Annotated in this window: 11 protein-coding genes; all 11 read right to left on the bottom strand. The window is 38.9% G+C overall.

Annotation, left to right across the window (positions count from 1 at the left end; translation table 11 throughout):
• Positions 1-133: 133 nt before the first annotated feature.
• Positions 134-769, bottom strand: a complete 636-nt coding sequence (locus tag B5440_RS00270) for a GNAT family N-acetyltransferase (protein ID WP_070052638.1) — start codon at positions 767-769, stop codon at positions 134-136.
• A 338-nt stretch (positions 770-1,107) separates the two neighbouring features.
• Positions 1,108-2,382 (bottom strand): threonine ammonia-lyase IlvA, encoded by a 1,275-nt coding sequence (gene ilvA, locus B5440_RS00265; protein WP_070052640.1) that lies wholly within the window; start codon positions 2,380-2,382, stop codon positions 1,108-1,110.
• 1 nt (position 2,383) lies between these two features.
• Positions 2,384-3,859: a ketol-acid reductoisomerase gene (gene ilvC / locus B5440_RS00260; RefSeq protein WP_070052641.1), complete on the bottom strand. Its 1,476-nt coding sequence runs from the start codon at positions 3,857-3,859 to the stop codon at positions 2,384-2,386.
• 9 nt (positions 3,860-3,868) lie between these two features.
• Positions 3,869-4,399: an acetolactate synthase small subunit gene (ilvN, locus tag B5440_RS00255; protein ID WP_070052643.1), complete on the bottom strand. Its 531-nt coding sequence runs from the start codon at positions 4,397-4,399 to the stop codon at positions 3,869-3,871.
• Positions 4,399-6,132 (bottom strand): biosynthetic-type acetolactate synthase large subunit, encoded by a 1,734-nt coding sequence (ilvB, locus tag B5440_RS00250; protein ID WP_070052645.1) that lies wholly within the window; start codon positions 6,130-6,132, stop codon positions 4,399-4,401. The genes ilvN and ilvB overlap by 1 nt, the downstream gene beginning before the upstream one ends.
• 11 nt (positions 6,133-6,143) lie before the next feature.
• Positions 6,144-7,817 (bottom strand): dihydroxy-acid dehydratase, encoded by a 1,674-nt coding sequence (gene ilvD / locus B5440_RS00245; RefSeq protein WP_070052647.1) that lies wholly within the window; start codon positions 7,815-7,817, stop codon positions 6,144-6,146.
• A 435-nt stretch (positions 7,818-8,252) separates the two neighbouring features.
• Positions 8,253-9,776 carry a bifunctional GNAT family N-acetyltransferase/carbon-nitrogen hydrolase family protein gene (locus tag B5440_RS00240; protein ID WP_070052649.1) on the bottom strand — a complete coding sequence of 508 codons (1,524 nt, stop codon included), beginning with the start codon at positions 9,774-9,776 and terminating at the stop codon, positions 8,253-8,255.
• Between the two features lie 309 nt (positions 9,777-10,085).
• Positions 10,086-10,718, bottom strand: a complete 633-nt coding sequence (locus tag B5440_RS00235) for a response regulator transcription factor (RefSeq protein ID WP_070052651.1) — start codon at positions 10,716-10,718, stop codon at positions 10,086-10,088.
• Positions 10,711-11,499 (bottom strand): sensor histidine kinase, encoded by a 789-nt coding sequence (locus tag B5440_RS00230; RefSeq protein ID WP_070052653.1) that lies wholly within the window; start codon positions 11,497-11,499, stop codon positions 10,711-10,713. Before B5440_RS00230 ends, B5440_RS00235 begins: the two co-directional genes overlap by 8 nt.
• A complete protein-coding gene (locus B5440_RS00225; protein WP_070052654.1) occupies positions 11,489-12,205 on the bottom strand; it encodes a hypothetical protein in 717 nt (238 codons plus the stop codon). The genes B5440_RS00230 and B5440_RS00225 overlap by 11 nt, the downstream gene beginning before the upstream one ends.
• A complete protein-coding gene (locus B5440_RS00220; RefSeq protein ID WP_070052656.1) occupies positions 12,205-12,591 on the bottom strand; it encodes a hypothetical protein in 387 nt (128 codons plus the stop codon). The genes B5440_RS00225 and B5440_RS00220 overlap by 1 nt, the downstream gene beginning before the upstream one ends.
• Between the last annotated feature and the right edge of the window lie 696 nt (positions 12,592-13,287).

Below are 13,287 nucleotides of genomic sequence, written 5' to 3'. Positions count from 1 at the left end.
TAAATTTAAAACGTGGGGTTCGCCACGAATTCACTAATATTTTATATTTCTCCTCCCTGAAAGGCTTGCGGGGTGGTTGAACCCTTCCGTTAGGCTTTCGCCTGCCACCTTCCCTTGAAAGGGAAGGAACTATTCAATTCTCGTTTTTCTCCTTTTTGTAAAACAGGGTTTGTTTAATATTCTTCAGCCTTTTAAAAGCTTTATCATTTAAACTTTCCTTTTTCTGTGTTTTCTTAGTGTCCTTTTTTCTCTCAGGATCATACATCATCCCGGTGCAAAGGCACATATTACGTTCAGTCCTGGTAAGGATATCGTAATTTTTGCAGGTTTGGCAACCTTTCCAAAAAGCGTCATCATCGGTTAATTCAGAAAAAGGGACGGGTTGATAGCCCAACTCATAATTTATTTTCATCACAGCCAAACCGGTAGTGATCCCAAAGATCTTTGCGTTGGGATACATTTTTCTGGAATGATTAAAAACCACTTCTTTGATCTCTTTAGCTAAACCCTGGTTCCTGAAATCGGGGTGTACAATTAGGCCTGAGTTTGCCACATACCTATCGTGGCTCCAGGTTTCGATATAGCAGAAGCCGGCAAATTTTTCACCGTCTAAAGCAATAACCGCATTCCCTTTTTCCATTTTACCAATGATATATTCGGGAGTTCGGCGGGCAATACCCGTGCCTCGAACCTTTGCAGATTCTTCTATAGTTGTACAAATAATCTCAGCATATGGAGCGTGAGATTTATTAGCAATGATAATCTTCATTTGCTAAGAAATTAATGAGAAAATAAAATTTGATTTGGTCTTTTTGAAAGGGGAACCGGACTCACCTAAGTTCCATATAAATTATACACGCACAAACGTGCGACGCGGGTAGCGGCGGCGAATAGGTGTGATTTCAGAAGTAATTCTGAAATCTAAATTGGACGGTATGTTTTGTGAATCTTTCAAATTATAATTAAAATCAAATAATATTAAAAAAAGAAAATAAGGGTGTTTTTCTTACCTGCGGCGGCGCGGGAAGAAGCGAAAAACGGGAAATACTATTTGTCTCATTGAAAGCATGTTGTAAATGTACATAATTATTTTAACCAACAAAATATTTATACTAAATACTGAAACAAATTAGGCTTATCGTTAAGATATTCCCCGTAAAAATTATTCGCTTTCATCCTATCAACTAATGGCTCAAAATCTGCCGGATCGTTTATTTCTATACCCACAACCGCGGGAGCGTTTTCCCTATGATGCTTTTTAGAATATTCAAAATGAGTAATATCGTCTTTTGGTCCCAAAACTTTTTCCAGAAAATCTTTTAATGCACCTGCCCGTTGCGGAAAGCTTATTACAAAATAATGTTTTAAGCCTGCATACAATAAAGCACGTTCTTTAATTTCAGCTGTTCTGGTGATATCATTATTACTTCCGCTAACGATGCACACAACATTTTTACCTTTAATTTCTTCAGCAAAAAAATCGAGCGCACTTATGGCCATTGCCCCGGCGGGTTCTACCACAATAGCATCCTGGTTATAAAGATCAAGAATGGTTTGGCAAATTTTACCCTCAGGAACCGTAATCATTTTATCAAGATTTTCTTTACAAATCTCGAAGTTGCGACTACCTACTTTTTGCACGGCAGCGCCATCTACAAATCGCTCTATAGATTTTAATTCTACCAGTTTCCCTTCTTTCAAAGAAGAGGTCATGGACGCGGCACCCTCGGGCTCTACGCCAATTATTTTAGTATTGGGAGAAAGCTCTTTGAACATAGAAGATATTCCGGCTAACAGTCCGCCACCTCCAAGAGGAGCAAAAACATAATCTATAGGTTCGTTTGCCTGTTCCAGAATTTCTAAACCAATAGTAGCCTGGCCTTCAATTACCTTTTCATCGTCAAAAGGATGAATAAAAACCAATCCGAATTTCTCGGCGTGCTTCATCGAGCTTTTAAAAGAATCATCAAAAGTGTCCCCTTTTAAAACTACCTCAACCCATTCTCCGCCAAACATTTTTGTTTGTTCCACTTTTTGCCTGGGAGTGGTAATTGGCATATAGATCACGCCTTTTGCCTGCAGTTTATTGCAGGCAAAAGCTACACCTTGCGCGTGATTTCCGGCGCTGGCACAAATAACCCCTTTATTAAGTTGTTCTTGTGGTAGGCTTGAAATCTTATTAAAAGCCCCACGAATTTTATAAGAACGAACCTGTTGCAAATCTTCTCTTTTCAACATCACATTAGCTGAAAATTTGTTAGTATAAGTAAAAGATTGCATAAGCGGTGTTTTTACCACCACTTTAGAAATTCGCTCAGCCGCTTCCTTTACAGCTTCAACTTGAGGTTTGTATATTTTTTTATCTGCCAGCAAAGTATCCATTTTATTCCTGTATTTTTTTCATTGCGGTCATCGCTTTTCGTAACCTTCCGCCTACTTTTTCTACCGGATGTTGTCTAATTTCATCATTCACGGCTATTAACTGCTGATTATCAACTCCGGTATAATCGGTTCCAAAAGAATGGCCTATCACCTCTTTTGGTAAGCCGTTCACATAATCTTTAATAAGTGGTTTCGCCGAATGATCAAATAAATAACAACCGTATTCTGCCGTATCAGAAATTATCCTGTTCATCTCGAACAATTTCTTTCTGGCTATGGTATTGGCAATTAAAGGAGTTTCGTGCAACGATTCGTAATAAGCCGAATCTGCCACAATGCCTGCCTCTACCATAGTTTCAAAAGCCAGTTCTACACCGGATTTCACAAAAGCTACTAACAATACACCTTTATCAAAATATTCCTGTTCTTTTATTTCTTTAGAAGTGGCTTCAGATTTTTCAAAAGCGGTTTCTCCGGTTGCGGCACGCCATTCCAGTAATTCTTTGTCATTATTTTCCCAATCGCGCATCATTCGGCTACTAAATTCTCCCGAAATAATATCGTCCATATGCTTTTGAAAAAGCGGACGCAATATCTGCTTTAATTCTTCGGAAATCGCATCAGCTTTTATCTTGGCAGGATTTGATAGCCTATCCATCATATTGGTGATTCCGCCGTGTTTTAAGGCTTCGGTGATGGTTTCCCAACCATATTGAATCAATTTTGAAGCATAAGAAGGCTCCACACCTTCAGCCACCATTTTATCAAAACTCAAAATAGACCCGGTTTGCAGCACTCCACATAATATGGTTTGCTCACCCATAAGATCTGATTTTACTTCAGCAACAAAAGAAGATTCCAAAACTCCGGCACGGTCACCACCAGTGGATACGGCATAAGCTTTAGCCCATTCAAAACCAATTCCATGTGGATCGTTTTCTGGATGTACGGCAATTAAAGTCGGCACTCCAAAACCTCTTTTATATTCTTCTCTAACTTCACTTCCGGGGCACTTTGGCGCCACCATAATTACGGTAATATCTTCCCGAATTTTCATTCCTTCTTCCACCATATTAAAACCGTGAGAGTAAGAAAGCACCGCGTCTTTTTTGATGTGCGGCTGAATCGCTTTTATTACCGAAGTATGTTGTTTATCTGGCGTTAGGTTAATTACCAGATCAGCTGTGGGAATCAATTCTTCGTAAGTCCCGACTTTAAAATTATTTTCTGAAGCGTTTTTATAAGATTGGCGCCTTTCCTTAATAGCTCCATCCCGAAGCGCATAAGAAATATCAAGGCCGCTATCTCGCATATTCAAGCCCTGGTTAAGGCCTTGAGCGCCGCAGCCCACAATCACTATCTTTTTTCCTTTTAAAGCAGCCACTCCGTCGCTGAATTCATCACTACCCATAAACCTACAGGTTCCTAATTGGGCTAATTGTTCACGTAAAGAAAGACTGTTAAAATAATTCGTCATCACTTTTATTTAATTGGTTGTATCAAATTGTTCTAAAATGTTCGAGATTGGCATTTCGTTCTTAGTCACTGCAATAGTGCCCGAACGTACAAACTGCATCAATCCATAAGGTTTTAATTTTTCGTAAAGACTATCGGTTTCATGTCGTTTTCCGGTTTTTTCAATCACAAAAAACTTTGGAGTAACCGTGACAATGCGCGCATTAGATTCCTTTATAAAATCCTGGATATTAAGATCTTCAACAAAATCGGCTGAATTTATCTTGTAAAGCGCCGTTTCCTGGTAGATCATTTCATCATCGGTATGATAAAAAGCTTTAATTACTTCAATTTGCTTTTCTATTTGCCCAGCGACTTTTTTAATCTGCTCTTCGGTAACCTGCACCACGATTATAAAGCGCATCACTCCGTTCACTTCACTTCTGGAAGCGGTGATGCTCTCTATGTTGATGTGCCTTTTCTGAAAAATAGCCGCAATTCGGCTCAACAAACCTATGTTGTTTTCGGTATACACCGAAACCGTAAAATTTTTCTTTTCCATTACTCTAATCTTATATCAGAAACTGAAGCCCCGGTAGGAACCATTGGGAAAACATTTTCTTCCTGTTCAACTTTTACTTCAAGGAAATATGCCTCATTAGATTGCATCATTTCGGTAACTGCTTCTTTTAAATCCTCCCGCTTACTAACCTGTTTTGCCTTAATATGATATCCTTTGGCAATTGTTATAAAATCGGGGTTTATCATTTCTGTGGAAGCATATCGTTTCTCAAAAAATAATTGCTGCCATTGCCGCACCATTCCTAGGAAATCGTTATTTAAAACAACAATTTTCACAGGAACTTTAGTCTGAAAAATAGTTCCTAATTCCTGTATGGTCATTTGATAACCGCCATCACCAATTACAGCTACAACATCCCGATCTGGTGCGCCCATTTTAGCGCCAATAGCTGCCGGAAGCGCAAATCCCATCGTTCCGAGTCCACCTGAAGTTACATTACTCCGGGTTTGATTGAATTTTGAATAACGGCAAGCCACCATTTGATGCTGACCAACATCTGAAACAATTACCGCGTCTCCTTTAGAGCATTTATTGATCTCATCAATAACTTCCGCCATTCCAATTTTACCGCGTTCAGCGTTCAAATCATTTTTAATGATCTTATCAAACTCTATTTGATGATGATTTTTAAATTTTTGATGCCAGGCTTCGTGCTTGTTTGGTTTCAAAAGTTCTAATAAGACTTTAAGCGTTTCGTTTACATTTCCCAGAACCGGAATATCGGCATAAACGTTTTTATTAATTTCAGCCGGATCTATTTCAAAATGGATCACTTTGGCCTGTTTTGCATATTTCTCCAAATTTCCGGTTACCCGGTCGTCAAAACGCATTCCTATAGCGATCAACACATCGCATTCGTTGGTTAACACGTTTGGGCCATAATTCCCGTGCATTCCAACCATTCCAACATTAAGTGGATGATCGGTTGGCATTGCTGAAAGTCCTAAAATAGTCCAGGCAGCCGGCACGCCAGATTTCTCTACTACCTGCTTAAATAATTCTTCGGCGCCACCTAAAATCACTCCCTGCCCAAAAACGATCATTGGTTTTTTAGCATTGTTGATCGCTTCAGCAGCTCTTTCAACTTCTATTAAATTTATTTCAGGAGTAGGTTTATAACTTCTAATCCCTGAACATTTTTTATAAGTAAAATCCAGCGAAGCAAATTGTGCATCTTTGGTAATATCTATTAAAACCGGACCCGGTCTTCCTGAACGGGCGATAAAAAAAGCTTTTGCCAAGATTTCCGGGATTTCTTCAGCTTTTGTAATTTGATAATTCCATTTAGTAATAGGCGTTGAAATACCAATAATATCGGTTTCCTGAAAAGCATCACTTCCCAGCAAATGCGAGCCTACCTGCCCGGTGATACACACCATAGGTGTAGAATCTATTTGTGCATCGGCAATTCCTGTTACCAAATTCGTGGCTCCGGGACCCGATGTTGCCATCGCTACCCCTACTTTTCCACTAACTCTGGCATAACCCTGTGCAGCGTGGGTTGCACCCTGTTCGTGACGGGTGAGGACGTGGTGAATTTGTTTCTGATATTTATACAATTCATCATAAACGGGCATAATTGCTCCGCCGGGATAGCCGTAAAGCGTATCCACCCCTTCCTCCAGCAAACATTTTATCACTGCTTCAGCTCCTGAAACCGTGGTTGCTTTTGGGGAAGCCGTTTTTTCGAAACTAGCTGTTTTAACTTCCATAATTCACCTTATTAAAATTCGTCGGTAACACAACCTTGTGAGGCCGAAGAAACCGTTCTTGCATATTTGTAAAGCACACCCTTATTAAATTTTAAAGCGGGGGCTTTCCAGTTTTCTTTTCTTTTCTCTATTTCTTCTGCTGAAAGCGCGACTTCAATTTTATTGGTTTCAGCGTTTATGGTAATCTGGTCTCCATCTTTCAGAAATGCCAGCAAACCACCTTCCTGGGCTTCCGGCGTAATGTGCCCGACGACAAAACCGTGGGTTCCTCCAGAAAACCTTCCGTCAGTAATTAAAGCCACATCTTTACCGAGTTTTGCTCCCATTATTGCTGAAGTTGGTTTCAGCATTTCCGGCATTCCCGGACCACCTTTTGGCCCTTCATACCGAATGACGACGACATCACCCTTTCTTACTTTTCCTTCTGAAATCCCATCATTAGCATCATATTCACTATTAAATACTTTTGCTGTTCCGGTAAATTGCAAACCTTCCTTTCCGGTGATTTTTGCTACCGATCCTCCTTCAGCAAGATTCCCGTAGAGGATCCTGATATGCCCTGTTTTCTTGATTGGGTTATCCAAAGGCCTGAACACATCCTGGCCTTCTTCCATATCTGGAACATCAGCAAGATTTTCGGCTAAGGTTTTTCCGGTTACAGTCAAACAATCGCCGTGAAGCATATCGTTTTTCAACATATATTTTAGAACCGCAGGAATTCCGCCTATTCTATGCACATCTTCCATCGCATACTTTCCGCTTGGTTTTAGATCGGCTAAAAACGGAGTGCTATCGCATACTTTTTCAAAATCGGTTAAGCTAAAATCAACTTCGGCCGATTTCGCAATGGCCAAAAAGTGTAATACTGCATTGGTAGAACCACCTAGCACCGTAAGTAATCGAATGGCATTTTCTAGCGATTTACGATTTACAATATCACGAGGCTTTATATCTTTTTCAATTAGCAAACGCACCGCTTTTCCGGCTTCTTCACTTTCAGTTTTCTTTTCTTCTCCCACCGCAGGGTTTGAAGAATTATAAGGCAAGGCCATTCCCAAAGCTTCAATTGCAGAAGCCATAGTATTCGCGGTGTACATTCCACCGCAGGCACCTGCACCCGGACAGGCTTTTTCTATAATACTATCGTATTCCTCTTTGTCTATATCCCCGGCAGTTTTTGCGCCCCAAGCTTCAAAAGCGGAAACCACATCGAGTTTTTTACCGTTATGGCAACCGGAAGCAATTGTACCGCCATAAACCAGAATTGCCGGACGGTTAATTCGCAGCATTGCCATAAGTGCACCCGGCATATTTTTATCGCATCCTACCACGGTGATCAACGCATCATAAGACATCGCATGAATTACCGTTTCCATAGAATCGGCTATAATATCACGGGATGGCAACGAATAACGCATTCCCGGGGTTCCCATAGAAATCCCGTCGCTTACGCCAATGGTATTAAAAATTAAACCAACAAGTTCATTCTCATTAGCGCCCTTTTTAACCAATTTGGCCAAATCGTTAAGGTGCATATTACAAGGATTGCCCTCGTAACCTGTACTGGCAATACCCACAAATGGTTTTTTAAAATCTTCTTTGGTTAAACCTATGGCGTGCAACATGGCCTGTGATGCCGGTTGCGAATCGCTTTGTGTTAAAACTTTACTGAATTTATTATGCATTACTTATTCTTCTTCGTGTGATTTAAAGATTAAAAGTAAGCCGATAAGAATTCAACAGGTAAGTTGCAGTATAGAAAGCACTACTTTCGGAATAAAAACAATTTACCTAAATAACTGTTTTACAGTATTTTAACTGTGTTTTAATTACGATACCTGAAAAGTCATTTTGAAGAAGAAAAATTATAGCAAGAAAAAGCCCGAAATTGGTGGAATTTCGGGCTTTTGAAAAATTCTTAATTTATTGAGGTAATTTTTGTTTTTTGAGTGTTTTAAGCGAAGTTTCTAATAATTTGATAATTATACTAGGTTCTCGAAATAATTCACATTTTAGAAAAGATTGCCACGGCCTGAGGCCTCGCAAGGATGAAAAACAAGTTAATGTAAGGTCCCTATCGCAAATACTTCCAACTGATAACTGAGACTGCTTACTGAAATCTACTTTTTCTTTTTTAAAGAATACAAATCCTTCCTTCTATCTTTCATATTTCTTACACTTCCAAAAGCGTGTAGTTCTTTTAGCAGATCCAGGTCTACATCAACCAATAATGTACTTTCAGTATTTGGCGTAGCTTCGGCTTTTATTCCGTTTACGGGAAATGCGAAATCTGATGGCGTTAATACCGCGCTTTGCGCATATTGAATATCCATATTATTCACTTTAGGTAAGTTCCCAACAGACCCCGCAATAGCCACATAACATTCATTTTCTACCGCCCTGGCCTGCGCGCAAATTTTTACGCGGGAATAACCGTTTTGGGTATCGGTCATAAACGGAACAAAAAGAATATTCATTCCTTCTTCGGCTAAAATTCGGCCTACTTCAGGGAATTCAATGTCATAACAAATTAGTACACCTATTTTCCCACAGTCGGTATCAAAGGTTTGGAGTTTGCTACCGCCCTTCATTCCCCAGGCGGATTCTTCAGCCGGAGTAATATGTAATTTTTCATAACGCTCATAACTTCCGTCGCGACGACATAAAAAGCCCACGTTATACATATGCTCGCCGATAACCATAGGCATACTTCCGGTGATGATATTTATATTGTAATTCACCGCGAACTGCTGGAAGGTTTCCAACAAACGTTCGGTATAGGTAGAAAGTCCGCGGATGGCTTCAGGTTCAGTTAATTCATTGAATTCGGCCATAAGTGGCGCATTGAATAATTCAGGAAAAAGGATAAAATCACTCTGATAATCACTTACCGCATCTACAAAGAATTCAATTTGGGAAACCAGCGCGTCATAATCCTTAAAAAGTCGCATTTGCCATTGCACCAAACCAAGGCGAACCACGGTTTTAGGTGTATCGATCAATTTGGTGGTTTTGGTGTAGTAAATATTATTCCACTCCATTAACACCGCATATTCCTTGCTTTCGGCATCGCCGGGCAAATAGCCTTTAATCACTTTTTTTACGTGAAAGTCGTTAGAAAGCTGAAAAGACAAAACAGGATCATGAATTTCCTGAAGTTTTACTTTTTCAATATATTTTTTAGGCGTGAGTTCTTTAGAATATGTCGCGTAATTAGGAATACGCCCACCAAACACAATAGATTTTAGATTAAGCTGTTCACAAACCTCTTTTCGGGCTTCGTATAAACGTCTACCCAGGCGCATTCCGCGGTAATCTGGATGAATAAAAACATCTATTCCGTATAAAATATCACCGTTTTTAGTATGTGTAGAAAAGTTTTCGCCGCCAATTATTTCATCATAAGTATGATCTTCATCAAACTTTTTTGAATCTATAATGATAGAAAGCGCACAGCCCGCAATTTTATTATCTATAATAATACAGAATTGTCCTTCGGGAAACTTATTGACCAGGTTCCTAATTTCATCTTTACTCCAGTATTCCTCTGGCATTTTCTGGTAGCTCTTTATCATAGAAACTTTGAGTTCCTGATAATCTTTTAGTTTTAAATTTCGAAGTTCAATTTTGGGAGTTTCGTTCACGACATTATTTTTTTGAGATTGCGAAGATACAGCAGAAAGTTATCTATTAAAAATGAGAAAGTGATTTGGCTCGAATTCGCGAATAGTTTTTCGGAATTGTTACATTTTATAATTTTAATCATTGTTCGAGCTATCGTCACCCTGAACTCGTTTCAGGGTCTAAGCTAATCTTAAGTGCTCTTCATCTTAGATGCTGAAACAAGTTCAGCATGACGTTCTATGATAAGATCAGAATTATTAGAAACAGATCCAAATAATCTTAATTCTGTTTAAAATTTCCGTAACTCCCCCTTTGGGGGCTGGGGGGCCTTACAACAACAAAATCCTGTGCTTAATCGCATAAAGCACCAAACCGGTACGGCTTCTTACGTTTAGTTTTTGAAACAAACTTTCTCGATATCCGTCTATGGTTTTTGGGCTAAGATTCATTTCGTTCGCCACTTCTTTATAGGTCATTTCAGAACAGGCCAGGCTAAGAAATTCCAGTTCGCGTTTAGTAAGGTTTGCAAGTTTATTTTCTTTATCCTTATTTTTAATGGCTTCAGAAACCGCATCGCTATAGAAAAAGCCTTCCTTTATCACCTCATCCATGGCAAACTTAAACTCATCTGGATCTATATCTTTTAGCAAATACCCGCGACAACCCAACTTCACCATAAAAGGCACGGTTTCCTCATCGTCTTCCATAGTAAGCGCCAAAACTTTTTGGTCAGGATAATTCTCTTTAAGCCAGGCCATCGTTTCAGGACCATCCATTATAGGCATTCTAATATCCAACAACACCAAATCGGGTTTAGGCTGGTTAGCTTTAAATTTAGTCACCAGTTCCTGCCCGTTTTTATACACGCCATTAACCTCGTAATTCTCAAAAGAATTCACCAGGTTTTTTAACGATTGTGAAAATAAAGTGTGATCGTCTACAATTGCTACGGTATTATTCATCTTGTTGCCTCATTAAAGAATAGCGTAAAGATAAGGAAGTTCCTGCGCCTATAGAAGTTTCCAGTTCAAACTTTGCCTGTATCAGCGCTGCCCTGCTTTCCATATTGAACAATCCCGAATTCTTCTTTACCGCTTCCATATCAAATCCCTGCCCGTTATCTTTTGCGGTTATAATAATTTCTTCGGAAGTAAAACTAATATGAACACTTAATGCTGAAGCTTTCGCGTGTTTGATCACGTTAGAAAAGAATTCCTGAAGTATCCTGAATAAAATTATACTGTGTTGCTGCGGAATTTCCTGTTTTTCTCCGGTTATTTCCAAGTGGGTTTCAATAACGCCCATACGCTGAAACCTAGCCAGTTCATTTTCTACTGAAACCACCAAACCGGCATAACCAATTACCTGGTTGTTTAAGGACTTTGAGAGCGAACGCACTTCCTGAAGTGAATTCGCCACGGTTTCTTTAATTTCTAAAGCTGAGTTTTTTTCGGTTTCTGAAACATTTTTAGAGAAAATATTAAGCTGCATATTGGCTACTGAAAGTAACTGACCAATATTATCGTGCAACTCCCAGCCCACGTTTTTTAAGGTTTGTTCCTGCATTTCTAAACGCGAATTCGCAATTTCCCGTTCAAAGCGCTGTTTAGCTTCAAATTGTTCCTGTAGCATTTTATTCTTGCGCCTTTGGTACACCACAAAAAAAACGATCACAAAAGCTGTTAACAACAGGATCACTACCACAAAGTAGATAATAAGTAAAATTTCTTCTTTAGAAAGCATTTTTTAAATTCTTAGTAGACGGTTTTTTCTTATTGGCCAGGCTTAAAAAGGCAAAACTGTAGGAACTATACATTAAAATATTCAACCCAATTAGAACAGATCTACTAAGTTCAACAAATTCCGGACTTTGAGTAGTATAATAGTTATAGTAAATTAAAATAGGAGTAGTAGTTAAAAAAAACAGGAGGGCAGCAAAGGAAATATAGAAACTGATCTCCCTTTTTATACTCAGTATTTTTGAACTCAATAAAATTTCAAAATAATAATAGAAAATTACTCCTAACAGCAAAAAACTTCCTAGCATATAAGTTATTACAGAATGACTTTGAAAAAATACATCTGAAAATAATAAATTGGCAATACAGATTATAACATATAAAATCAAACAATGATTGATAATCCGTCTTATTTTTTTATTCGAAATATTCCAGGTAAAGTATAGAATATAAATCACAAAACTGATAATCAAATAAGGATTATAAATCCAGAAATTATTGTAAAGAAAAGTTTCTTTTAGAAAATGTAATGGCTCATTCCAATAAATTATTTTGGGGATTGCAGCTAGCGCTTCTACAAAAAAAGTAAGTAATAAAAAATAGGAAAAAAAACCGACCGCTTTATCAGTCGGCTTTTTCTGATAATAATATAATCCGGAAATTGCAGCAAAACCTTCAAGTAGAATTATTAAAAAAATAAGAATTTGCATTAATAATTCATTGGAGGCTCACCACCCTGGATAATATTCATTGGCTCAATTTCATAATTATTAGGGTCAGAGTCTTCCCCGGCACTTTCTGTGTCTCCCTGGGCTTCTTTGGTAGGTGAGAGAAACATGGTAGTATAACTTTTTTTCTCTTTGGTTTTAGGGTAAGCCCCTAAATAAAACCGAATCCCCGGTTTTTCTACTCCCTGCTCCTTAGATTTCTCGCGAACATAATCCAGGTATTCCTGTAATTCGTCCAGGCTATACCAGAATTCGCGGGTATCTTCATAACCCTCGGCTTCCCTAATATCTTTTCCACGGGTCTTCACCCATTCGTCCTGTTCCTTACGCGCTTCTTCAACGCTAATGCATTTTTTTGGTTTTTTCATTTTTAAGCTGGTTGGTTAAAAACTTAATTTTTTGTTAAGGTAAATTTAGGAGAATTTTTCATTTTGGCAAATCTTTGGTTGTCAGTTGTTTTTCGGTTATCGGTTCTCAGCTGTGAGTTACCTGTTTTTTGGTTAATCGGGTTAAGTGGCAGTCTGGTGTTTATTGTTTGAGGTTTGTTGTTTTTCGCCACGAATACACTAATATTTTTTGTTTTGTCAATTCGAGGAAGCGTTAGCCGACGTGGTAATCTGTTCTGGATGAGTTCTCGGTTGTGGGTAATGAGTTTTCGGTTGTCGGTCGGAACACTTGAAGTGACGGGGACCTCCAAACAAAAGATCGCCGCACTCGTTCCTCGTTCGCGATGACGGAAAGAAAAAGCAGCGTCATTGCGGGGAAGCGGTAGCCGACGTGGTAATCTGTTCTGGATGAGTTCTCGGTTGTGGGTTATAGTTGTCAATTCGAGTGACTTTATTTGAGCGCGAGCGAAAATAAGGCTTTATCGAGAACCATTCGATAGCCAACGTGACGGCTCAATCGCGATGACGTTAATGAAGATCCCGACTGAAGTCGGGATAATTCGATCAGCATTTTTTAAGCGCCTTCGGCTTTTAAAAATGCGATCTCATTAGAAAGGGGATTTTTCCCCTTGTGACGAGCGTACTTATCTTCTACTTTTGACATAGTCATTTTAGTTA

It is taken from the genome of Salegentibacter salarius, from assembly GCF_900168265.1.
GTDB classification, from domain to species: Bacteria; Bacteroidota; Bacteroidia; order Flavobacteriales; family Flavobacteriaceae; genus Salegentibacter; species Salegentibacter salarius.
The sequence above is the reverse complement of the archived record's forward strand: the minus strand, read 5'-3'. Positions and strand labels throughout refer to the sequence as shown.